This window comes from Streptomyces diversicolor (assembly GCF_057537855.1).
In genome coordinates this window covers 1-21,681 of sequence record NZ_BAAJXA010000020.1, presented here as the reverse complement: position 1 = coordinate 21,681, position 21,681 = coordinate 1, and the positions used below count along the sequence as shown (strand labels likewise).

19 protein-coding genes and 1 pseudogene are annotated in these 21,681 nt (G+C 72.2%); 10 read left to right on the top strand and 10 right to left on the bottom strand.

The window, feature by feature from the left end; all coding sequences use genetic code 11:
- Positions 1-143 precede the first annotated feature (143 nt).
- Positions 144-1,778, top strand: a complete 1,635-nt coding sequence (locus tag AC27LF_RS23690; RefSeq protein WP_479658372.1) for a (2,3-dihydroxybenzoyl)adenylate synthase — start codon at positions 144-146, stop codon at positions 1,776-1,778.
- A gap of 77 nt (positions 1,779-1,855) precedes the next feature.
- On the opposite strand, the gene AC27LF_RS23685 is transcribed toward AC27LF_RS23690, so the two are convergent.
- From AC27LF_RS23685 to AC27LF_RS23665, 5 genes are all read right to left on the bottom strand, one after another.
- Positions 1,856-3,436 (bottom strand): ABC transporter ATP-binding protein, encoded by a 1,581-nt coding sequence (locus tag AC27LF_RS23685; RefSeq protein ID WP_479658371.1) that lies wholly within the window; start codon positions 3,434-3,436, stop codon positions 1,856-1,858.
- Positions 3,437-3,450: 14 nt separating this feature from the next.
- Positions 3,451-4,305, bottom strand: a complete 855-nt coding sequence (locus AC27LF_RS23680) for an ABC transporter permease (protein WP_479658370.1) — start codon at positions 4,303-4,305, stop codon at positions 3,451-3,453.
- Entirely contained in the window at positions 4,302-5,252 is a 951-nt protein-coding gene (locus AC27LF_RS23675) for an ABC transporter permease (RefSeq protein WP_479658369.1), read from the bottom strand. The genes AC27LF_RS23680 and AC27LF_RS23675 overlap by 4 nt, the downstream gene beginning before the upstream one ends.
- Positions 5,249-6,835, bottom strand: coding sequence for an ABC transporter substrate-binding protein (locus tag AC27LF_RS23670; protein WP_479658368.1), 1,587 nt, complete (start codon positions 6,833-6,835; stop codon positions 5,249-5,251). Before AC27LF_RS23670 ends, AC27LF_RS23675 begins: the two co-directional genes overlap by 4 nt.
- Positions 6,836-7,117: 282 nt before the next feature.
- Positions 7,118-7,339, bottom strand: coding sequence for a ferredoxin (locus AC27LF_RS23665; protein WP_479658367.1), 222 nt, complete (start codon positions 7,337-7,339; stop codon positions 7,118-7,120).
- A 240-nt stretch (positions 7,340-7,579) separates the two neighbouring features.
- Here AC27LF_RS23665 and AC27LF_RS23660 point away from each other — a divergent pair, with 240 nt between their 5' ends.
- The 4 genes from AC27LF_RS23660 to AC27LF_RS23645 all read left to right on the top strand — a co-directional run bounded on the left by AC27LF_RS23660 (position 7,580) and on the right by AC27LF_RS23645 (position 11,030).
- Complete coding sequence (locus tag AC27LF_RS23660) at positions 7,580-8,002, top strand: VOC family protein (protein WP_479658366.1); 423 nt, start codon at positions 7,580-7,582, stop codon at positions 8,000-8,002.
- 106 nt (positions 8,003-8,108) lie between these two features.
- Positions 8,109-9,140, top strand: coding sequence for an aldo/keto reductase (locus AC27LF_RS23655; RefSeq protein ID WP_479658365.1), 1,032 nt, complete (start codon positions 8,109-8,111; stop codon positions 9,138-9,140).
- 4 nt (positions 9,141-9,144) lie between these two features.
- Positions 9,145-10,239 (top strand): winged helix DNA-binding domain-containing protein, encoded by a 1,095-nt coding sequence (locus AC27LF_RS23650; RefSeq protein WP_479658364.1) that lies wholly within the window; start codon positions 9,145-9,147, stop codon positions 10,237-10,239.
- Between the two features lie 365 nt (positions 10,240-10,604).
- The gene (locus tag AC27LF_RS23645) at positions 10,605-11,030 is read left to right on the top strand and encodes a DUF7144 family membrane protein (protein WP_479658363.1); all 426 of its coding nucleotides are present in this window, start codon (positions 10,605-10,607) and stop codon (positions 11,028-11,030) included.
- Between the two features lie 79 nt (positions 11,031-11,109).
- On the opposite strand, the gene AC27LF_RS23640 is transcribed toward AC27LF_RS23645, so the two are convergent.
- The 3 genes and pseudogenes from AC27LF_RS23640 to AC27LF_RS23630 form a co-directional block, all read right to left on the bottom strand.
- Entirely contained in the window at positions 11,110-12,585 is a 1,476-nt protein-coding gene (locus tag AC27LF_RS23640) for a multicopper oxidase family protein (protein ID WP_479658362.1), read from the bottom strand.
- A gap of 493 nt (positions 12,586-13,078) precedes the next feature.
- A complete protein-coding gene (locus tag AC27LF_RS23635) occupies positions 13,079-14,674 on the bottom strand; it encodes an MFS transporter (RefSeq protein WP_479658361.1) in 1,596 nt (531 codons plus the stop codon).
- A 120-nt stretch (positions 14,675-14,794) separates the two neighbouring features.
- Positions 14,795-15,564 (bottom strand): annotated as a pseudogene (locus AC27LF_RS23630) (FAD-binding protein).
- Positions 15,565-15,660: 96 nt separating this feature from the next.
- Between AC27LF_RS23630 and AC27LF_RS23625 the strand changes: the two are divergent.
- Complete coding sequence (locus AC27LF_RS23625) at positions 15,661-16,254, top strand: helix-turn-helix domain-containing protein (protein WP_479658360.1); 594 nt, start codon at positions 15,661-15,663, stop codon at positions 16,252-16,254.
- Between the two features lie 130 nt (positions 16,255-16,384).
- Positions 16,385-17,257 carry a class I SAM-dependent methyltransferase gene (locus AC27LF_RS23620; RefSeq protein WP_479658359.1) on the top strand — a complete coding sequence of 291 codons (873 nt, stop codon included), beginning with the start codon at positions 16,385-16,387 and terminating at the stop codon, positions 17,255-17,257.
- Positions 17,258-17,367: 110 nt separating this feature from the next.
- Here AC27LF_RS23620 and AC27LF_RS23615 read toward each other — a convergent pair whose 3' ends face one another.
- Positions 17,368-18,183: a siderophore-interacting protein gene (locus AC27LF_RS23615; RefSeq protein WP_479658358.1), complete on the bottom strand. Its 816-nt coding sequence runs from the start codon at positions 18,181-18,183 to the stop codon at positions 17,368-17,370.
- A 147-nt stretch (positions 18,184-18,330) separates the two neighbouring features.
- On the opposite strand from AC27LF_RS23615, the gene AC27LF_RS23610 reads away from it, so the two are divergent.
- Together AC27LF_RS23610 and AC27LF_RS23605 are read left to right on the top strand one after the other, a co-directional pair.
- Entirely contained in the window at positions 18,331-19,074 is a 744-nt protein-coding gene (locus AC27LF_RS23610; RefSeq protein ID WP_479658357.1) for an AraC family transcriptional regulator, read from the top strand.
- 181 nt (positions 19,075-19,255) lie between these two features.
- Complete coding sequence (locus AC27LF_RS23605) at positions 19,256-19,621, top strand: FAD-dependent monooxygenase (protein ID WP_479658356.1); 366 nt, start codon at positions 19,256-19,258, stop codon at positions 19,619-19,621.
- A 60-nt stretch (positions 19,622-19,681) separates the two neighbouring features.
- Here the strand turns inward: AC27LF_RS23605 and AC27LF_RS23600 are convergent, their stop codons facing one another.
- Positions 19,682-20,563, bottom strand: a complete 882-nt coding sequence (locus AC27LF_RS23600) for a DUF1963 domain-containing protein (RefSeq protein WP_479658355.1) — start codon at positions 20,561-20,563, stop codon at positions 19,682-19,684.
- Positions 20,564-20,723: 160 nt separating this feature from the next.
- On the opposite strand from AC27LF_RS23600, the gene AC27LF_RS23595 reads away from it, so the two are divergent.
- A partial coding sequence (locus AC27LF_RS23595) for a PP2C family protein-serine/threonine phosphatase (protein WP_479658354.1) occupies positions 20,724-21,681 on the top strand: 958 nt, incomplete at its 3' end.

The window sequence follows — 21,681 nt, the reverse complement described above, 5'->3', positions numbered from 1 at the left end:
TCGGGGGCGGAAGCAGACGGCTCCCTCACACAGGGCCGATCCGCGCCAGATAGAAACGATTATCATTTCTATACTTCGCATCGTAGTCACACGACGGGGCCCCGCGCCAGAGCCCGAGGCCCGGCAATGAGAGGCAGAGCTGCATGAGAGAGACTCAACCGACCTGGTCCGAGGCCGAATCGGCGCGCTACCGAGCCGCCGGACACTGGGAGGGGGTGACCTTCGGCGCCCGGCTGCGGCAGGCGGCCGCCGCCCACGCTGGGCGCGTCGCTCTGGTCGACGGCGACCGGCGGTGGACCTACGCGGACCTGGACGCCGAGGCCGACCGAGTCGCCGCCGGGCTGCGCGGGCTGGGTATCGGCCGGGGCGACCGCGTGGTGGTGCAGCTCCCCAACTGCGCCGAGTTCCTGCTCGTCTGGTTCGGGCTGCAACGGCTCGGGGCGGTTCCGGTGCACGCCATGCCCGGCCACCGGCGCCGGGAGATCGGCCATCTGGTGCGCCTTGCGGGCGCCGTGGCCTGTGTGGTGCCCGACCTGCACGCCAGGTTCGACCACCGGGAACTGATGAGAGACGTATGGGCGGAGCAGGGGCCGGGCGGCTCGCTGCGGCATGTCATCGTGGTCGGCGACCCCGGACCGTACGACGGCTTCGTCCCGTTCGACGCGCTGCGGGCGGACACCCCGTCCGCGTCCGGCCCCGACTCCGACGCCGGCGGAGCGGACCCCGCCGATCTCGCCCTCCTGCTGCTGTCCGGCGGCACCACGGGGCTGCCCAAACTCATCCCGCGGACACACGACGACTACGCCTACAACGCCCGCGCCTGCGCCGGTGTCTGCGCGCTCGACACCCGGGCCGTGTACTTGGCGGTCCTGCCGATCGGCTTCAACTTCACCTTCGCCTGCCCCGGCGTGCTGGGCACCCTCATGGCCGGAGGCACCGTCGTCGTCGCGCCGGACCCCAGCCCGCAGACGGCGTTCGCCCTCATCGAACGGGAACGCGTGACCCTGACCTCCTTGACCCCGCCGCTCGTTCCGCACTGGATGGACGAAGCCTCCTCCGGCTCCTGGGACCTCGGGAGCCTCGCGGTGGTGCAGGTCGGCGGGGCGCGGCTGCCGGAGGACCACGCGCGCAGGCTCGGGCCGGTGCTCGGGGCGAGGGTGCAACAGGTCTTCGGCATGGCCGAAGGGCTCATCAACCTCACCCGGCTCGACGACCCGGACGACCTCGTCTGCACCACCCAGGGCCGTCCCGTCTCGCCGGACGACGAGGTCCTGGTGGTGGACGCGGACGGCCGACCGGTACCGGACGGCACGGCGGGTGAACTGCTCACCCGGGGCCCGTACACGCTGCGCGGCTACTACCGGGCCGAGGAACACAACCGCACGGCCTTCACCCCGGACGGCCACTACCGGTCCGGCGACGTGGTGCGGCGTCTGCCGACCGGGCACCTCGTGGTGGTGGGGCGGATCAAGGACCAGATCAACCGCGGCGGCGAGAAGATTCCCGCGGTCGAGGTGGAGGAGCAGTTGCTGACGCATCCGGCCATCACCGCGGCGGCCCTGGTCGGCGTGGCGGACGAGCGGTGGGGTGAGCGGTCCGTCGCCTTCGTCGTGTGCGCGGGCGCGGCTCCCGGCGCGCGTGAGGTCGCCGTCCATCTGAAGGAGCGCGGACTCGCCGGCTACAAGGCCCCGGACGAGGTCGTGCAGGTTCCCGGTCTTCCGCTCACCGCCGTCGGAAAGGTCGACAAGGCGGCACTGGCCGAACTGCTGCGGCGGTGAGGCGCGTTCGGGGGGAGCGCCCGATGGGCGTCGCGCTCCCCCCGGCGGCGGTAGGCGGCTCCGCACCCGCCGCCCGCTCACCGCTGCTCGGGCACCGCGGGCACGGGAGGATCGGCGCAGGCGAGCAGTTCCCGGGTGACCGGGTGTTCCGGGGCCGCCAGCACCCGGTCGACCGGGCCGGCCTCGGCCACCCTGCCCTTGTCCAGGACGACGACCCGCTCCGCGTGGCGGGCGGCGGCCGCCAGGTCGTGCGTCACCATCACGACCGTCAGTCCCAGCGTCCGCCGCAGCGAGTCCAGCAGCTCCAGAATCCCGCGTGCCGTCTGCGGGTCAAGCGCCGATGTGATCTCGTCGCAGACCAGGACGCTCGGCCGGGCGGCCAGCGTCCGGGCCAGTGCGACGCGCTGCCGCTGGCCTCCCGACAACTCCCCCGGACGGCGCGGGAGCACATCGGGGTCAAGTCCGACCCGGGCGAGCAGCCGTACGGCCTCGTGCGCCGCGTCCTGCTCCGGCAGGCGCCCCGGGCCCGTGAGGGGCCGCAGGAGTGCGGTGCGTACGGATTCCCGAGGGTTGAGGGCGCCGCGCGCGTCCTGCGGGACGAGCTGCACCGGGGCGCCGCCCGCTCGCCGCGCGCCGCGCTCCCGCCACTGGACACTGCCCCGTGTGGGCCGGTGGAGTCCCGCGAGACATCGGGCGAGGGTGGTCTTCCCTGACCCCGAGGGACCCACCACGGCGGTACAGCAGCCCGCAGGGGCGGTGAGGGAGACGTCGTGCAGCACGGGGATACGGCCGTGCGCGGCGTGCAGCCCGCGTACGGTCAACTCGCCGACGGCGGCGGGGGCGACGCTCCGTCGCTTCCCCCGGCTGGGGCCGGCGACCCCGGCCGGCGGCGCGGGCATCGGCGTCTTCGCGGCGCCGGCCGGGGCGATCCGGCCTGCCTCCAGACGGATCACGTCGTCCGCCACGGACGCGATCCACGCCGGGTCGTGGCTGACCAGCACCGCGGAGCGGTCCCCGGCGGCCAGGACCTCGCCCAGCAGCCTGCGCATCCCGGCCGCAAGCACCGTGTCCAGGCCGCTGGTGGGCTCGTCCAGGACCAGCAGACCGGGCCTGCCCGCCAACGCGAGGGCAAGGGCGACGCGTTGGGCCTGTCCTCCCGAGAGCTGGCGCGGCAGCCGTCGCCGGAACGCCCGGTCGGCCGGGAGCCGCACGGACAGCAACAGCTCCTCGACCCGAGCCTGGACGTCGCCGGCACGCCGCGCGGACGAGCGCAGCCGCACCGCCTCGGCGATCTGCGTGCCGATCCTCAGCGCGGGGTTGAGCGAGGAGGCGGGGTCCTGCCCCAGGAACGACACCACGCGCCCGCGCAGGCGGCGGGCGCCCCCGCGGTCGAACGGGTCGAGCCCGGCCACCCGGACGGTTCCGCCACGGACCTCAAGGCCCGGACGGACATGTCCGAGCAGGCTGTGCGCCAGGGTGCTCTTGCCGGATCCCGATCTGCCGACGACCCCGAGGACCTGCCCGCGCGACACCGAGAGGACCGCGTCGTGCAGGACGGGCGGGCCGCCGGTCACCGGACCGAGTGTCAACCCGCTGATCTCGGCGAGCGGACCGGTTCCGGAGGGGCGGCCGGACCCATGGCCGGTCACGCGGCTCATGTGGCTCATACGGCTCACGCGGCCCCCCGCCCCACCGTGTCCGCCAGTCGCCCGGCCAACTGGCCGACGCACACGGACAGCAGCACGAGCAGCAGGGCCGGCGCGAGGAACGGCGCGGCGGCCAGTGTCGCGCCGGGAACGTTCTCGCTCACCATGCGCCCCCAGTCGGGCGCCGCTCCGCCCTGTCCGAGTCCGAGAAACCCCGCGGTGGCGGTGAGATGCAGGGAGGCGACCAGGCGCAGCGCGGTGTCCACCAGGGCCGGTCCGGCGATGTTGGGCAGCACGTCGTGGCGCAGTACGGCCCGCCGGGTGTCGCCCCGGGCCAGGGCGGCCTCGACGTATCCACTGGTGAGGACGGTGTCCGCCGCGGCGCGCAACACCCTGGTGGAGAAGGGGGCGGTGGCCAGGGCCACGGCCGCCACGACGGCCGTGTCGCTGCCGGGGAAGCCGGCGGCCAGGACGAGGACGATCAGGAGGGCCGGGAGTACGGCCAGGGCGTCGACGCAGCGCACCATCAGGTCGCCCAGCCGGCGGGACGCGAGGGCCGCCAGGACGCCGGCGGACATCCCGACGGCACCGGCGGCCGCCGTTCCCGCGAGCGCGGTGAGCACGATGGTCCGGCCGCCGCTGAGCACCCGGCTCGCCACGTCCCTGCCCAGCACGTCGGTGCCGAGCAGGAAATGTCCGTCCGGCTGCTGGAAGGGCGCCGCGAGCCGCGCGGTGGGGCTGTACGGCGCGGCCAGCGGGCCGAGCAGGGCCAGCAGCACGACGAGCAGCGTTCCCGCGGCCATGAGCAGGGGCGGGCGGCGGCGCGGTGTCCGCCGACCGGCCGGGCGGTCCCGCCGCCGCGGTGTCAGGGCCGTGGTCATCGGCCGTCCCTCTCCCGCGCGCCGAGCAGACGCGCGCAGATGTCACCCAGCAGCAGCACCGCGAGCATCACCGCGACCAGGGCGGTGGCGATGCCCTGCACCATCGGCACGTCCCGTGCGGCGACGGCCAGTTGCAGTTCCCGGCCGATGCCCGGGTAGTCGAACACGTTCTCCACCACCACCGCGGAGCCGACCAGCGCCCCGGTGGTGAGGGTGAGCGCCTGCACCGCGGGCCCCGCGGCGTTGGGAAGGATGTGACGAACCGCGAGCCGCACCCCGCGGACGCCGTTGAGACGCGCCGCCTCGCAGTACGGGGTGGCCGCCGCGTCCGCGACGGACACGCGCAGCAGTCTGGTGGCGACGGCGAGGCCGACCGCGCTGAGCGTCAGTACGGGCAGGACCAGGGCGCGCGGCACGTCCAGCGGGGTGCCTCCCAGGGGGATGACGGAGACGCGGGGAAGGACCTCAAGCCATACCGCCAGTACCGCGATGAGCAGCGCCGCGATGACGAACTCGGGTACGGCCGCGAGGACTTGAGCGCCTGTCGCGACCAGGCGGTCGGCGCCGCCGCCGCGCAGCCCGGTCCACAGGCCCAGCAGCGTGGCGAGCGGTGCGGTGACCGCGAGGGTCAGTCCCGCGAGCAGCAGGCTGTTGGGCAGGCGGGTGGCGATGACCTCGGTGACCGGGCGCTGTCCGACGAAGCCATGGCCCAGGTCCCCGCGCAGGGCGTCGGCGGCCCAGGACGCGTACCGCTCGGCGGCGGGCCGGTCCAAGCCGAGTTCGGCGCGGACGTCGGCGCGTTGCGCCTCGGAGGCGTCCGCACCGGCGACCGCGCTGACGGCGTCTCCCGGCAGGACGGCCGTGGCCGCGAAGATCGCGGCCGACAGCAGCACCAGCAGGACGGCCGCCCCCGCGAGGCGACGGCCGGCGAACGCGAGCAGATTCACGCCAGGGACGCCTGGGAGAAGCCGGGGAACTGTTCGAAGAGGTCGTCGGATATCCCGCTGACCCCCTTGGCCTGGGCGTTCAGATTCGGCTTGAAGACCGGCAGCACCTGGTTGCCCTCGGCCCAGCGCGTGCGCTGCGCCCGGGTGCCCAGCCGCTTCGCCTCGGACGGGTCGCTCTCGGCGCGTGCCTTCGCCACGAGGGTGTCCGTCTGCGGCTCCTTCCAGCCGAACGCCGACGGCGATCCGCCCGCCGTGCTCATCTGGTAGGTCGACAGCGCGGGGATGGGCATCTGGTACGAACCGGCCAGCGGCAGCGCCGCGTAGGCGGCGAAGTCGGCGTAGAGCTGCCCCGCGGGCAGTTCACGGACCGACGCCTGGACGCCGGCCTTCTTCAGGTCCTCGGCGAAGAGCGTGGCCATCTCCACCATGCCGGGTGTCTCGGGGCCGGTCGTCAGCCGGATCTTCATCCCGTCGGCGCCGGCCTCCTTGAGGAGCTTGCGGGCCCGCTCCGGGTCGTGGGCCCGCTGGGGCAGGCCCTCCGCGTAGTCGGGGAAGCCCATGGAAGGCAGGTCGTTGCCGATCTCCGCGTTTCCGTAGAAGACGGTCTTCACCATGGCCTCGCGGTCGACCGCGAGTTTGAACGCCTCCCTGACCCGCGGGTCGTCGAACGGCTCGACGCTCATGTTCATCTGGAAGGAGAGCCCGACCAGGTAGGGGCTCTTCGTCGGGACGAGCCGGACCCTCGCGTCGCCCGCGAGGGTGCGTGCGGTGACGGGTGAGAGGTCGTGGGCGAAGTCGATCTCACCGCTCGTGAGCGCCCCGGCCCTGGCGGTCGAGTCCGCGATCGACCGCAGCTCCAGGCCGTCCAGGTGCGGCACATGGCCGTAGTGGTCGTCGAAGCGCTCGAACGCCGATCCCTGGCCTGCCGTGAACTCGGTGAGCCGGAAGGGCCCGCAACTGGGCATGCCCTTGCGGAAGTTCCTGGTGCCGTCCTTGACGACGAGGAAGTTGCCCTGACAGAGGATCATGCGGCCGTCGGCGATGGGCCGCAGGGTGGGCAGGACGACCTTCAGGTCGCCGTCGGCCTTGGCGCGCGCGAGGTCGAAGTTCGCGGCGGCGAGCCGGTACACGGGCAGTGTGCTTTTGCCCGCGAGGGTGCTGAGCGAGTGCAGGATGTCAGCGGAGGTCAGCTCGGAGCCGTCCGTGAAGCGGACGCCGGGCCGCACGTGCAGCGTGTAGGTGGACAGGTCATCGGAGATGTCGATGCCCTTGAGCACGCCGTAGCGCACCCCGTCGGGTCCGCTGGGATCGAGGTTGCCCAGGGTGCCGTGCCAGGCCCGGGCGCGCACCAGGTCAAGTGCGGACGGGCCGTTGAAGAAGTCGAGCGTCTCGGAGGCGCCTCCTCCGACGAAGGCGGCTCGCAGGGTGCCGCCCGAACGGGGCGAGGAACCCGGCTGCGGCTTCCGGTCGTTGCCGGGCCCCTCGGTGGAGCATGCCGCCAGCAGGCCGGGCCCCACCGCCAGAGCCGCGGCTCCCGTCGCAGCGCGGCGGAGGAAGGTACGGCGATCGAACTGTCTGGACATGCTTCTCCTTGACGTTCTGCTGAGCTGGACCAGGCGCCGGGGGCGTGCGCGGCGCGTGAACTGAGGCCGACACGAGGACGGGCGGCCAGTGGAGGGCGGGCGGTGGAGACGGCCGGTGACGGGTGCGCGGTGGAGACGGCCGGTGACGGGTGCGCGGTGGATGTCGTCGGTGGCGGGTGCTCGGTGGAGACGGCCGGCGGTGGGTGCGCGGTGGATGCCGTCGGTGGCGGGTGCGCGCACCGACGAGCCGCGCCGGCCCCACCGCAAGGGACGGTCGCCGGGCTACCGCAGGGACAGAGCACCGGACGGGCACGCCCGTACGGCCTCGTGCACGGCGTTCGACTGGGACGCCGGTGGCCTCTCGTCGAGGACGAGTACCAGCCCGTCCTTCTCGTCCTGGTCGAAGACGGCCGGCGCGGCGAGCACACACTGTCCCGCCCCCACGCACCGATCACGCTCCGCGCTGATCTTCCCGTCACCGGACGCCCGGCCTGCCCAGGTCATGACGACCCCTCCCCTGTTGCCGCACACACGGCCGCCGATGCGGCAACCAGACATTAATCGATAACGACTTCCATATTCAACAACTCGGCGGGCGGCCGCCAGTACAGGACACAACCTGTCCGCTACCTCCGCCAAGATGGTCGACGAGCCGTTCGGGAGGCATCGCTGCCGGTCACGGCAGCCGCCACGGCGGCCTGAAGGCCGGCGGCGTATTCGTCACATCGAGGTTGGGAGCAGGCCATGTCCGTCACGACCACCACACATCTGAACTTCCGGGGCACCGCACGTGAGGCGCTGGACTTCTACCGGTCCGTCTTCGGCGGACGCACCGTCGCGGTCACCTACAAGGACGCCGGCGCCGTGCAGAACGAGAGCGAGGCGGACTGGGTGATGTGGGGCGAGGTGGCCGGCGACAACGGCTTCCACGTCATGGCCTACGACGTGCCCTCGCACCTGCCCTGGAACCGGGGCGAGAACCGGTTCTTCGTCTCCGTACGCGGTGCCGACGCCGAGGAGATCGGCGCCCTGTGGGCCAGGCTCGCCGACGGCTCGACCATCCAGCGTCCGCTGGAACCCGCGCAGTGGGCGCCGCTGTACGGCATGCTCACCGACCGCTTCGGCATCACCTGGGTCCTGGACGTCACCGCCCCCTACAACGGCTGAACCAGCCGGCCTGATGGCCCGTGCCGTCCGGGCCGCCTCAGCCACACGGGCGGCCCGGACGGCGCGGGCACCCGACACGTACAGCAGCGAAGAGAAGTGGGTCACCATGCGGATGCGGAAGCTGGGACGGACCGGCATCGAAGTCAGCGCCTACTGCCTGGGCACCATGATGTTCGGCAAGGCCGGCAACCGGGATCACGACGACTGTGTGCGCATGATCCACCAGGCGCTCGACGCGGGCATCAATGCCGTGGACACCGCCGACGTCTACGGCTACAGCGAGACCGAGGAGATCGTCGCGAAGGGCCTCAAAGGGCGCCGCGACGATGTCGTGCTGGCGACCAAGTTCAACGGGCCGATGGGCGAGGGCCCCCATCGCAGCGGCAGTTCCCGGCGCTGGATCATGCAGGCGGTCGAGGGCTCGCTGAAGCGGCTGCGGACCGACTACATCGACCTCTACCAGATCCACCACCCCGACCCGCACACGGACATCGAGGAGACGCTTTCCGCGCTCACCGACCTCGTACGTGCCGGAAAGGTCCGCGCGATCGGCTCCTCCAACCTGCCGGCCTCGGACATCGTCGAAGCCCAGTGGGTGTCCGAGCGGCGCGGCCTGCACCGCCTGCGCACCGAGCAGCCCACCTACTCCCTGCTCAACCGGGGCATCGAGCGCGAGATCCTGCCGACCTGCCGCCGCTACGGCCTGGGCGTGCTGGTGTGGAGCCCGCTGGCCATGGGCCTGCTCACCGGCCGCTACCGCAAGGACACCCCGCGGCCCGGCAACGCCCGCATGCACTGGGTCCCCCGGCACCTCACCGACGAACGCAAGCTCGACGCCGTCGAGGTGCTGCTCGCCCTCGCCGAAGAGGCCGGAGTCTCCCTCACACACCTGGCCATGGCCTTCGCCACCAGCCATCCCGACGTGACCGCCGCCATCATCGGCCCCCGCACGAGGGACCAGTTGGACGACCTGCTCGCCGGAGCCACCCTCACCCTGGGCGACGACATCCTCGACAAGTTCGACACGATCGTGCCGCCCGGCACCGACATCGGTCCTCTGGACGTCTCCTGCACACCCCCCGCCCTCACCCGTACCGACCTGCGCCGCCGCCCGCCGCACGAGCGGGCCGCGGCCTGACACCATGACCGTCCTCGACAACCGCGCCCTCAACCGCGCCACCCTCGCCCGCCAGCACCTGCTCACCCGCAGCGACGCCGGTGTGCCCGAAGCGGTGGCCCACCTGTGCGGGCTGCAGGCGCAAGAGCCCCAGGAACCGTTCATCGGGCTGTGGTCCCGCCTGGCCGACTTCACACCCACGCGACTGGACGAAGCCCTCACCGGCCGCACCGTGGTACGCACCCATCTGATGCGCCGCACCGTGCACCTCGTCACCTCCGACGACGCGCTCGCCTGGCGGGCCCGCCACGACGCCATGCTGCGCCAGCGAGTGCTGGGCACCTATCGGCGCGAACTGGCCGGCATCGACCTGGACGAGGTCGCCGCCGCGGGCCGCGCGGTCATGGCCGACCAGCGGCCCCGCACCATGTCCGAACTCGTGCAAGCCGTCGAAGACCGCTGGCCCGGTCCCCCACGCCGGGCCCTGGGCGAGCTGCTTGTCGCGGCCCTCATCCCCATGGCCCAACTCCCGCCCCGCGGCCTGTGGCACCGAACCGCCGGTGTACGCAATCTGCCGTTGGCCACCTGGCTGGCACGGGACGTCGACCCGTTGCCCGCCGGGGACGGCGATCCCGTCGGGCAGCGGTTGCTGCGCCGCTATCTCGCCGCCTACGGTCCCGCCGCCGGCGCGGATCTACGCGCCTGGTGCGGCCTCGCCGGGCTTCCCGCCGCTGTGCGGGCCGCCCGGGACGAACTCGTCGTCTTCCGCGACGAACGGGGCCGCGAACTGCTCGATCTGCCCGACGCGCCTCGCCCGCACCCCGACACCCCGGCCCCCGTACGGTTCCTGCCGGCCTTCGACAACGCCATCCTCGGCTACCACGACCGCAGTCGCATCATCGACGCCGCCCACCTCGGTCTGTCCGTCGCGGGCCACCGCACGGTCCTTGTCGACGGACGCGTCACCGCCACCTGGACCGTGCGCGACCACCGACTCCACATCAGTCCGCTTCGCCCCCTCACCGCCCCGGAACAGGAAGCCGTCCACGCCGAGGCCGAGACCCTGCTCACCTTCCTGGACGAAGGCATCGAACAGATCCGACTAGACACCGAAACCTGACGAACCCGCCCCCGGGTACGCAGCACTCAGTCCCGGGCACGCCCGGCGAGCAGTACGAGTGACACTCGTTGCCGTTCTGCGGAAGTCCGGTGAGCAGGTCGCCTCGGAGGCGGCGTCGAGGAGTGGTGGCCGCGCAGCGGACAGTATGGTGTGGCCGGCCGCGGCCACGTCCCGGTGGCAGCGAGTCGACGTCAAGTGGTCCAGACCAAATTCGGGGGCCCGACGGACGTTTCTCGTGCGGCTCCGAGCTGGGGCCTTCTCGCCGTGCCCCTGATCGCGGTCGCGGTGCCGGGCGATTGCGGCGATGCTGGCAGGGAGGAGTGGCCGGGTCCGTGTGGTCACGGCTGGGCAGGGAGGCGATGGCCATGGCAGCGACACCCACCAGGACGACACAGCAGGAGCACCGCGCCCAAGCGCTCAGCGGCGCCTCCTTGGCAGCCGGGGCCATGATGACGCTCAGCGGGGCGCTCAGCGTCATCATGGGCGTGTCCGGCGTCGCACAGGACACCCTGTTCGCCGGCTCGGCCGGCTACACCTACTGGTTCGACCTGACCACCTGGGGGGTGATCCACCTCGTCGTCGGGGCGGTGCTCCTCGTATCGGGTCTGGGCGTCCTGGCGGACAAGAGCTGGGGGCGCGGGGTCGGCGCGGCGATGGCGGCGATAAGCCTGATCACCCAGTTCATGTTCGTGCCGCACTATCCGGCGTGGGCGATCCCCATGATGACCCTCGATCTCCTGATCCTGTTCGCACTGACCAGGTTCCACATCGAGACCGTCGGTGCTCGGTAGACCGGAACTCCGGCCGGACCGACCGCACTTGGCTTGCCGCACGCGCGGCCGTGCCCGATGACCGGCGCCGGGGACGAGGTCACGTGCAGCGCAGCAGGAGCATGAAGCCGAAGTCCATGTGGAGCTGCTGGTGGCAGTGGAACAAGGACAGTCCCGGCTGGTCGGCGGTGACGTCGAAGTCGAGGGCCTGGTAGCCGCCGAGCATGACGACGTCCTTGCGCAGACCGTGGGTGGGGGTGCCGGCGATGTAGGTGACCTCGAAGGTGTGACGGTGCAGATGGAGGGGGTGGATGTCGTCGGTGGCGTTGCGGAACCGGAGCCGGTACCGCTTGCCGCGCTCGACGTCGAGCACCGGCTTGTCGGTGTCCATCGAGAAGGGGACGCCGTTGAGGGTCCAGATGTTGAATCCTCTGTCGGCGGCGTTGCGTTTCTCCACCAGGAAGTCGAACGTGCGGTCAGGCCGCTGGGCGGTGCCGCCGGCCCGGGCGAAGGTGCGGTAGTCCCAGATGAAGGCGGGCGGCGCCGTCCACTGCGGGGTACCGCTGCGGCCCGCGTATTCCACCACGGTGCCCATGCCGTTGTTCCGGTCGTCGTCGGACAGGTCCCCCAGCACCCAGACGCCCGGGTGATTCATCTCCACGAGAGCCGAGACGCGTTCCGCGGTGCCGATCCACAGCACCGGCACATCGGCCGGGCGGGGCACCGGGTTCCCGTCGAGCGCGACAACCTTGAAGGTGTGACCGGGCAGGGCAAGGCTGCGGATCTCCGTGGCGCTGGCGTTGAGGACGTGGAGCAGTACGCGCTGCCCGGACCTCACCTTGATCGGCCGGCCGTGGCCCAGCTTGCGGCCGTTGACGCTGAAGACCCGGTAGCCGACCTCGTAGCCGTGGGGCATTCCCTTCGCCAGTGAGTCGGCCATCGCCTTCTCGCCCCTGCGTTTCAGGTCCGGCACCGGGGAACCGGCCAGGAAGTGCTGGGCCATGTCCCCGCCATGGCTGAGAGAGGGCTCGAACTCCTTCAGCGTCAGGAACACTTCCTGGTCGTAGGCGCCGGGGTTGGTTCTCGGCTCGATGTAGACGGGGCCCGCCTGACCGGTGTAGGTGCTCCGGGCCAGGTCACCGTGTGCCGCCACATGGGTGTGGTAGAAGCGGAAACCCGCCGGTCCGGGTGTGAACGACAGACGTCGCACTCCATGGGCCGGGATGAACGGCGTGCCCTCCTCGGCGGCGCCGTCCACTGCGGCGGGAACGAACTGGCCATGCCAGTGCAACAGCTCGGGGGTGCCGGTGTCGTTGTGGACGTCGACCACGACCGGACGGCCCTCGGTGAACCGCAGCAGCGGACCGGGGAACTGCCCGTTGTAGGTGGTGGTGGAGACGACCGTGCCCGGAGCGAGCTCGACGCGCCCCGCCCCGATCCGCACCTCGTAATCCGCCCTGCCCAAGGCGGCGGGCCGGGCGGACGGCTCCGCGCCGCTGCACGCCGAGGCCGCGCCGGCGCCGCCTCCGCCCAGCACGGCCAGACCGCCCACCTTGAGGACATCACGACGGGTCATCGGCACGGCCTACTCCCTTCCGGCCCCCGGCAAGCCCAGTCGACTCCGGGAAACCTCAATTCCGACAACGGGAGAAATAGCCATAAAGGGCACAGCGAAACCGTGATTCTGCTGTTCAGAGCACAGGGCAGGACCCGTCCCGGCCGGGAGTCGTACTCGGGGCAGCGCGGTCAGGCCGTTGACCTGGCTGAACGACTCCCTGCGCTGGGCACTTCGGGCAGTTCGTCTCATGCCTGACCCGGACGTGCGCGAGGCGGCACCGGATGTGCGTCGTGCCCGGGCCGCTGCCCCGCGGGAGGGATCGCGGTGACCGGCGTGCACCGGCCCGCGCCCCAGGTACCTCATGCATGTCGAGGCCGCGCGCCTGGTTGACGAGGTCGTCCACGGCACGGTCAGGGCGGGCGTCGGGCACCGTGCGGCAGCGTTGCCTGACGCCCTGCCGTGGCATGGATGGTCCGCGTGCCGTCCGCGCAGTCGTTCGGTCCGTGCACGGTCACCGGGCGGCGACGGCCTCGGCGGTCCCTGCCTCGTCCGCGGCAGCCAGGGCCGCGTTCCTCGGTCCGCGCAGCGCGATGTAGACGAACAGGGCGCCCATGACGGCGGCACCGGCCCACATGGCCTGCCGCCATCCGTCGACGAAGGACTGCTGAGCGGCGTGGAGGAGGTCATGCGCGTGCGAGCCGGCGCTGCCCGCGACCTCGACGGCGTTGGCGATGCCTTCGCGGGCGGTGTCCGCGGGCCCTTGGGGGACGCCGTGCAGCCGCTCGTCGATGGCGTCGCGATACCCGGCGGACAACAGCGCCCCGAGCAGGGCGACACCCAGGGCGGTGCCGAACTCGCGGGTGACATCGTTGAGCGCGGAGGCGACGCCCTGCTGCCCGCGTGGCAGCGAGCCGGTGATGGCCTCGGTGGAAGGCGTCATGGACAGACCCATGCCGATGCCCATGGCGAGCATGCCGGGCAGGATGGTCGGATAGCCGCCGTCGACGGAGACGAACAAGGCCATGAGGGCCAGTCCGGCGCCGGCCAGCGCGATGCCCACGGCCATGGTCGAGCGGGATCCGATGCCCGCGGCCAGCTTGGAGGCCAGGCCGGAGGCCACCATCATCATGACGGCCATGGGCATCAGCGCCACCGTGGACAGCAGGCCCGACCAGCCGAGCACAGCCTGGAAGAACGGGAAGAGGACCACGGCGATGCCCGCCTGGACACCGAACACCACCAGCAAGGTGATCGAGCCGCCGGCCAGGCCCCGCTCCCGGAACAGCCGCACGTCCAGCAGCGAGGCGTCGCGGCGGTGCACTTCCCAGGCCACGAAGCCGAGGGTGGCGACGACGCCGACGGCGAGGGCGATCAGCGTCGCGGGTGCCGTCCAGCCGCGCTCGGGGCCCTCTTGCAGGACGAAGATGAGACCGACCACGGCGACGGTGGAGACCAGGGCGCCGACGGTGTCGAAGCTGTGGGCGGAGTGCTCGCGGGAGTTGGGAACCGACTTCAGGGTCATGGCCAGGGCGACGACGACCAGGACGACGGGCAGGACGAACAGCCCGCGCCAGTCGGCGACATCGACCAGGAGGGCGGACAGGAACATGCCCAGGATGCCGCCGCCTCCGGCGACGCCGGTCCACACACCGATCCCCTTGCCTCGCTGTTCCTCGGGGAAGGTGGAGGTGATGACGGCGAGGGTGATCGGCATGATCATCGCCGCGCCGACGCCGCAGGCCACGCGTGCCGCCAGCATGACCTCCGCCGTCGGGGCCAGTCCGGCCGCGACGCTTGCGGCGCCGAAGACACCCAGTCCGGCGATCAGCACGGGTTTGCGGCCCAGCCGGTCACCGATGGCGCCGAGCGGCAGCAGCAGCGCGGCCAGGGTCAGGGTGTAGATGTTGATGATCCACAGGATGGTGCCCTGCGAGGCGCCGAACTCGACGGCCATATGGGTCTGCGCGACGTTCAGCCCGGACACCGACGCGATGACGGCCATCAGCGCGACGGAGACGGCGATCAGGATCGAGTTCAGCTGACGCGTGTCCGGCACACCGCCGGTTGCCTGTGCGGATGCCTCCGGTGAGGGCTGGTGCGTACTCATGGATTCCTCTCAAAAAGGGCATGCGAAGTCAGCGCCGGAGCGGAACCGGTCGCCGAATGGAAGGTGTGGGGTCCGACCACCGCGCACCGCAGGGCGCGGTGGCCCGGCGGTGTCCGGGTGTCAGTGGGTGGTGATCTCGCCCTGCGCGGCGGCGAGCGCCGCGTCGGTGTCCGCGGTGGCCAGCAGGGCGTTGATGTGGGAGCCCGCCAGGGCTCCGGCCGCGGCGCAGGCGCCGACCTGGGCCGCGAGGTCGGTGGCGTTGCCGGCCACCCACACGCCCGCCACCTGAGTGGTGCCGGCCGTGCCGGAGGCGAAGCGGCGCCCCATGCCGTCGGGCAGCTCCTCCATGGGCAGCTTCAGTCCGTGCAGGCCCTCGGCGCGGGCCCGCATCCGTGTGGCGACGGCCAGGACGCGGCGCGCCACGAACGTGCCGTCGGTCAGGCGTACCCCCGCGACACCGCCGTCCTCGCCGTCCTCGCCGTCCTCGCCGTGGAGGATTTCCCGCACCGGGGTATCGACGACGCGGATGCCCCGGGCGGCGAAGCGCGCACGGGTGCCGTCATCCAGTTCGGTTCTCCGTCGGGCGCCGGGTCGGCCGGTTCGGCCGAGGCCACCTCGCCGAGGACGATCCGGCCGCCGTACTCGCGTACCTGTTCCCGTCCCCGCCTCAGGATCTCCGCGGGCGGCATACCGTCCAGGACGATGAAGCCGTGCATGGCCGCCGCGGGCGCGTTGCGCGGGGTGCCGCCGTCGATCACGACGACCGAACGGCGGCAGCGGGCGAGCATCAGCGCACCGTTCAGCCCCGCGGCGCCGCCGCCGATCACCACGACGTCCACCGTCTTCCCGGGCAACGCGTCGCTCGCGTACGGGGAAGTCGTCACACTCATGGGCTCGCACCTTTCCTCGCGTCCGGCCCCGGCCGCTCCGGACCAGCTGCACACGACGCTAAGCCTGGATTGCACATCGGGCATACCATGTTGCCCATGACGCAAGAAGACGGTGATCTGGACAGCCTCGTACGCAAACGGATCCGCGCGCTGCGGGTCGCACAGGGCTGGTCCCTGGACGAGCTGGCCGGCCGCGCCAACCTCAGCCAGTCGTCACTGAGCCGCATCGAGAACGGCCGGCGGCGCCTTGCCCTGGATCAGCTCGTCACCCTCGCCCGCGCCCTGGACACCACCCTCGACCAGCTCGTCGAGACCGCCGCCGACGACGTCGTCACCAGCCCGATGATCGACGGCGCCCACGGGATCATGCGCTGGCCCATCAAGGGCGACCCCGGCATGACCGTCGTACGCCGGCGTATGACCGAACCGCCGCCCGACAACCCCGCCCGCATGCGTGCCCACCCCGGCCGGGAATGGCTCGTCGTCCTGTCCGGCACCGCGATCCTCATGCTCGGCCACCGCCGCTTCCGCGTCGAGACCAACCAGGCCGCCGAGTTCCCCACCATGATGCCGCACGCCATCGGCGCCGAAGGCGGTCCGTGCGAGATCCTGGGCGTCTTCGACCGCGACGCCCGCCGCGGCCACCAGCGCGAGGGCGGCGAGGGCGACACCCAAGGCGCCCGCGCATGACATCGTGGGCCGCGCCGTGGCCGCCTTCGCGAACGCGGGAACTTGCGTGTCCGGCAGCACAGAAGACCAATGTCTTGCGTCATCCGAAAGCAGCCGTGCCTCAGGCGCATGGCCGCTCTAGTGTGACGGCATGACCCAGGCGCACCAGCACACACCCCACCACGGCGCTCAGCACGGCCACCACCAGGATCACGACAGCGACGGCCAGGCACAGATCCTCGACCTGGACGCCGAGGTGCTTGCCGAACACCTGGCCTCCATCACCGCATGGCTCCCCCTGAAGGCCGCGCCACGCCAGATCGTGGACCTGGGCTGTGGTACGGGGGCGGGCACCTTCGCGCTGCTGGACCGCTTCCCCGACGCGCACGTCACCGCCGTCGACACAGCGGCCGGACACCTCCAGCGCCTGCGCGAGAAGGCATGCGCCCGCGGCGTGGCGGAACGCGTGCGCACCGTACAGGCCGACCTCGACCACGCCGACTGGCCCGGCCTCGGCCTTCCTGACCTGGTGTGGGCCTCGGCCTCGATGCATCACATGGCCGACCCCGACCGCGCCCTGCGCACGGTCCACACGATGCTCGCGCCGGGCGGCCTGTTCGCCGTGGTCGAGCTGGCCGGCCTCCCCCGTTTCCTGCCGGAAGGCGCCCCCGAGGACCGGCCGGGTCTGGAAGAGCGCTGCCATGCGGCGACCGACCGCTTCCACGCCGAGCACGTGTCCCAGCGCGGCGCCGACTGGGGGCCGATGCTGGCCGCCGCCGGGTTCAGGGTCGAAGGCGAACGCACCGTCGCCGTGCACATCGAGGGCTCCCAAAGCGAAGCGATCGGCCGCTACGCCCTCGGCACTCTGCGGCGCCTGCGCGGCACCGTCGCCGGAGTACTCTGCGCCGAGGACATCGCCGCGCTGGACCGGCTTCTGGACCCCGACGGCCCGCACAGCATCCTGCGCCGCGACGACCTGGCGGTGCGCACCGAACGCACGGTCTGGGCCGCACGCCGCACCTGATGCTCAGCGCCCAGAGCGTTCACGGCGGAGAGGAGAACGGCCACTCCATGGCCGCGCCTCAGGCCCTTCAGGGTCGGCTCGGCCGGGCGAGGGTGGTGTGGTGGGCGTGGTCAGAGGGCGGCTCGGCCGTGTCTCCAGTAGCCGCGGAAGGTGATGTCGGAGCGGGGGACGCCGCGTTCGCCGACGAGATACCGGCGAACGCCGGTGGCCAGTGCTGCCTCGCCCGCCACCCAGGTGTAGAAGGAGCCTTCCGCCAGCCGGGCGTTCCGCACGGCGCGCAGAGCGAGGGAGCCCGGCTTCGTCGGGGAGTCGGGGTCGATGCCGCGGGGCAGCCAGTGGATCGTGGTTCCCGGTGGCGCGGTGACGTCGCGTCGGATGTCGTCATCGGCGGGCACTTCGAGGAAGACCTCGGCAGGCAGCGCGGCGGCGGAGTCCTCCAGGATGGCGAGGACCGCCGGCAGGGCGCTCTCGTCGCCGACGAGGAGCTGCCACTCGGCACCCGCCGTGGGCCGGTAGCTGTAGCCCTCGTCCAGGAACGCGACCCGATCGCCGGGCTCGGCCACCAGCGCCCAGGCGGTCCCGGGCGTTGGCGGCCCGTCCCGCTCGTGCAGGGAGATCTCGATGTCGAACGCGGAGATCTCCGGCCGGAAGCGGCGGATCGAGTACGACCTGACGCGCGGGCGCCGCCTGCCGCTTTGCAGGGTGCGCTGGAGGATCCACCGTTCGCCGGTCGGCAGCACGACGTCGTCGTTGCCGGGGTCGGCGAAGAACAGGCGGCCCGACTGGTCGTAGCCGTGCCGCTCCAGGTGTCGGACGTCGTCGCCGCCCAGCGTGATGGACTGGAAGTGCGGGCCGACCCGCTCGACGGCCCGGACTGTGAGCGTCAGCATCCGCCGGTGGCGCGGGCGCTGGGGTGCGGGTGCCATCACTGCCGGCTTCCTTGGCTGTCTGCTTGGGTGTCGGTGCTCATGAGAGTCACTGTCCGCCCCGCGCCGCCCGACGCACCACCGGTAAGCTGTCATCCGATGCCGAAAAGCCGCCAGCCTTCTCCGAAGTGCGCCGTACCGCAGACCATGCCCAGCGGAGCCGGCTGGCTGCCGCACGGCTACCACCTCGACCCGCACACCCACGACCGGGGCCAACTCGTCTACGCCGCCGCCGGGACACTGGCCACCACGACCGAGCGCGGCACCTGGGTCGCCCCGGCCAACCGCATGACGTGGACGCCGCCCGGCTTCGCCCACTCCCACCGTTTCTACGGCCGCACCGACGTACGGCTGCTGACCGTCCCGATCGAGTGGTGCGGTGAACTCGTGGCGCATCCCAGCGTGTTCGCCGTCAGCCCGCTGCTGCGCGAGGCCGTCCTGGCGCTGACCGACGACCGGCCCGAGGCCCGTCCCGGCGCGCACAGGCGGCTGCTCGCGGTGGTCATCGACGAACTCTCCGACACTCCCGAGCAGTCGCTGCATCTTCCCGAACCCGGCGACGACCGGCTCCGCGCCGTCACCGACCTCCTGCACGCCGACCCCGCGAGGACCGCGACCCTGGCCGAGCTGGGACGCGTCGCAGGAGCCAGCGAGCGCACCCTGAGCCGTCTGTTCCACACCGAACTCGGCATGAGTTTCCACCGCTGGCGCACCACGTTGCGCATCCATCACGCCCTGGCACACCTCACCGACGGCATGTCGGTCACCGACACCGCGGTGGCGTGCGGGTGGTCGAACCCGTCGAGTTTCATCGACGCCTTCAGCGAGGTCGTCGGCCAGACCCCGGGCAGCTACCAGGCAGACCTGCGCAACAGCCCGACACTGCCGTAGCGGGCGGACCAGTCGGCCGCGTCAGGTTGGCGGGTTTGCGGTACCGGGTGTCCATTCACCGGTGGTCGATGACCCATGTCGCGCTCCACAGTGGTGATCAGTGCGCCGCGCCACCGGGGCGGCATGGCCGTCCGCCTTCTGGCGGGCTCGGCCCCCTTTTCCGCGAGGAGTTCGAAGACACATGATCAGAACCGGCAAGGACGCGACCGTCGTGATCGTGGGAGGCGGCGTCGCCGGACTCGCACTCGGCACCTTCCTCCTGCGCAGCGGCATCGGGTGCACAGTCCTCGAAAAGCACAGCCGTGCCTACGTGGAGCAGCGCCAGCGGGCCGGGTCCCTCGACGCCGGCGGGGTGCGCATGCTGCGCGAGTGGGGCATCGGCGAGGTCGTGGAGGGCTACAGCCACGGTGACTCCGAGTCGGGCATGCCGCTGCTGGTCGACGGGGGAGAAGGGGTGCCGGCGGTGGTCTCCGGCGCACTCGGCACCACTCGACGCGGAGCCGTCAGGGCCGGGCTCCTGCCCGCCCGCCGTGTTCGCGCGCAGTGACCGAGCACCTGGCCCGTGACCGCGTTGGCCTCGGCCCACCGCACCCCGCTCAGTGTGCGCTCACACCATGTCGACGTAGACGTAGACCCGGTCGAAGCGGTGTGCGGCCAGGTCGGTGCGGCGGATCACCCAGTGGCAGAGGCCGCCGTCCAGATGTGCCTCCGCGTCCTCGTCGGCGCGCCAGGAGGCCAGCAGCGTCCACTCGTCCAGGTCCCCGTCGAGCGGATGATCGTCCTGGGCGGCCTCGACCGGGTCCCAGTTGTGGAAGTTCGGGTGACCGCCGAGCTGGAAACGCCAGCGGGGGCGCCAACCGACCACATGTGACCAGGCGGCGCCCAGTTCGGCGGCGTGCGGCAGGCCCCGGTGCTCCTCATCGGCATCGTCGTCATCGGCCTCGTCGTCATCGTCCTCGTCCTCGATCCACTGGGGCCAGCACCACTGGTGGAAGGTGAAGTCGAGCACCGCCCGCCCGTACGGCTCGTACCAGTCCGGTATGTCCGCGCCCATGGCGCGCTCGACCAGCGGTGTACCGGCGGGTACGTACCGCACGGCGTCGGCCAGGACGGCACCTGATCCCGGATCGGGGTCGGCGAAGAACAGCAGGTGCCCCTCGGTGGGCAGCGGCAGATCGGTCGCCCCGGACGGCAGCGCCGCACAGTCGACGGCGGCGACGAAAGAGGCGTCCGGGAAGGCGGCGCCGGCGGGCAGCAGCGGGTAGCCGCCGGTCCGCGCGACCACCGGCCCCTCGCCGTCCTCGGCCAGATAGACCGCCGGGCGGGCGACACGTATGAACTCCGCCACCGCGTCCGCCGGCAGCCCCCGCGCCGCGGCCTCCGCGCGAAAACGCGCGGCCCGCCCTTCCACCGACTCCTCGGCCGGCTCTCCGCCCAAGTCACCGGCCGTGCCGGCGGGTTCGGACCCGCCACTCATCATCTCGCTCATACGCGGAATCTATCGTGACGCTGTCGGGCGTCCTGCGGGGTGTCTCACCGGTCGACGGCAGAGAGCCGGGGCGGCATCCGTGAGACGGTGTCCCGCGCACACCTCCACCGACACGGATACCTTTACGCAAAGACCCCGTCGCCCGAGGAAGTGACGTTTTATGCCGTTGTCCCGCGCCCAGGGCAGGTACGCCACCGCGGTGAGCGTCGCCCGTGCGCTCCCGGCGCTGCTGATGCTCGGCGGCGCGGCGGCCGACCTCTTCGCGCCGCAGCCGTACGTCGGCCTGCCGTTGCTCGCGGCGGCTCCCCTCGTGGGATGCACCGTGCTGCGCACACACCGTGGTGCCGCCGTCACGGCCGCCGCGGCCTGCCTGGCGTCGATCGTCGTCGATCTGCTGATCGGCCGCCCGGCGGCGGCCACGTCGGTGGACCTCGCCGTAGTGCTGCTGATCGGCCTGCTGGGCCTGTGGGTCAGCCACCTCATGTCCCTGCAGACGGGCCGGCTGACCGAGGCACGCGACATCGCGGAGGCCGCGCAGCGGGCCGTGCTGCCGGTGCCTCCCGCGCGGGTGGGCTCCTTGAGTGTGGCCGCCCGGTACGAGCCCGCTCAGGCCGAGGCCAGGATCGGCGGAGACCTCTACGCGGTGCAGGAGACCCCCTTCGGTGTGCGGGCCGTCGTGGGAGACGTCGTCGGCAAGGGCATGCGCGCCGTGCCCGCCGTCTCCGCCGTCCTGGGCGCGTTCCGCGAGGCCGCGGAGTGCGCTCCCGACCTGGTTGTCCTCGCGCGGCGCCTCGAACACGCCCTGGAGCGGGACTGCCACGCTACGGACGAGGACCCTGGGTGCCTCACCACCGTGCTGCTCGCCGAGATCCCGGCCGATGGCGGCAGCATCTCCCTGCTGTCCAAGGGCCACCCCGCCCCGTTCCTCCTCCGAGCGGGCACGGTGACGCGGCTGGAGCCGGCCGCGCCCGATCCGCCGCTCGGCACCGGACTGGCGGACGCCGTCCCGGGCGGTGCTCCGGACAGGTTTCCGCTGGCCGCCGACGCCGTCGTGCTCATGGTCACCGACGGCGTCCTGGAGGCCCGCAACGGCCAGGGGACCTTCTACGACCCCACGC

Bases quoted from the DNA above. Each gene is read 5' to 3' on its own strand.
- AC27LF_RS23615 (WP_479658358.1), bottom strand. From the start codon at position 18,183: ATGGCACCCGCACCCCAGCGCCCGCGCCACCGGCGGATGCTGACGCTC.
- AC27LF_RS23600 (WP_479658355.1), bottom strand. From the start codon at position 20,563: ATGAGCGAGATGATGAGTGGCGGGTCCGAACCCGCCGGCACGGCCGGT.
- AC27LF_RS23680 (WP_479658370.1), bottom strand. From the start codon at position 4,305: ATGACCACGGCCCTGACACCGCGGCGGCGGGACCGCCCGGCCGGTCGG.
- AC27LF_RS23655 (WP_479658365.1), top strand. From the start codon at position 8,109: ATGCGGATGCGGAAGCTGGGACGGACCGGCATCGAAGTCAGCGCCTAC.
- AC27LF_RS23645 (WP_479658363.1), top strand. From the start codon at position 10,605: ATGGCAGCGACACCCACCAGGACGACACAGCAGGAGCACCGCGCCCAA.
- AC27LF_RS23650 (WP_479658364.1), top strand. From the start codon at position 9,145: ATGACCGTCCTCGACAACCGCGCCCTCAACCGCGCCACCCTCGCCCGC.
- AC27LF_RS23620 (WP_479658359.1), top strand. From the start codon at position 16,385: ATGACCCAGGCGCACCAGCACACACCCCACCACGGCGCTCAGCACGGC.
- AC27LF_RS23625 (WP_479658360.1), top strand. From the start codon at position 15,661: ATGACGCAAGAAGACGGTGATCTGGACAGCCTCGTACGCAAACGGATC.
- AC27LF_RS23605 (WP_479658356.1), top strand. From the start codon at position 19,256: ATGATCAGAACCGGCAAGGACGCGACCGTCGTGATCGTGGGAGGCGGC.
- AC27LF_RS23660 (WP_479658366.1), top strand. From the start codon at position 7,580: ATGTCCGTCACGACCACCACACATCTGAACTTCCGGGGCACCGCACGT.
- AC27LF_RS23640 (WP_479658362.1), bottom strand. From the start codon at position 12,585: ATGACCCGTCGTGATGTCCTCAAGGTGGGCGGTCTGGCCGTGCTGGGC.
- AC27LF_RS23685 (WP_479658371.1), bottom strand. From the start codon at position 3,436: ATGAGCCGCGTGACCGGCCATGGGTCCGGCCGCCCCTCCGGAACCGGT.
- AC27LF_RS23665 (WP_479658367.1), bottom strand. From the start codon at position 7,339: ATGACCTGGGCAGGCCGGGCGTCCGGTGACGGGAAGATCAGCGCGGAG.
- AC27LF_RS23670 (WP_479658368.1), bottom strand. From the start codon at position 6,835: ATGTCCAGACAGTTCGATCGCCGTACCTTCCTCCGCCGCGCTGCGACG.
- AC27LF_RS23635 (WP_479658361.1), bottom strand. From the start codon at position 14,674: ATGAGTACGCACCAGCCCTCACCGGAGGCATCCGCACAGGCAACCGGC.
- AC27LF_RS23690 (WP_479658372.1), top strand. From the start codon at position 144: ATGAGAGAGACTCAACCGACCTGGTCCGAGGCCGAATCGGCGCGCTAC.
- AC27LF_RS23610 (WP_479658357.1), top strand. From the start codon at position 18,331: ATGCCCAGCGGAGCCGGCTGGCTGCCGCACGGCTACCACCTCGACCCG.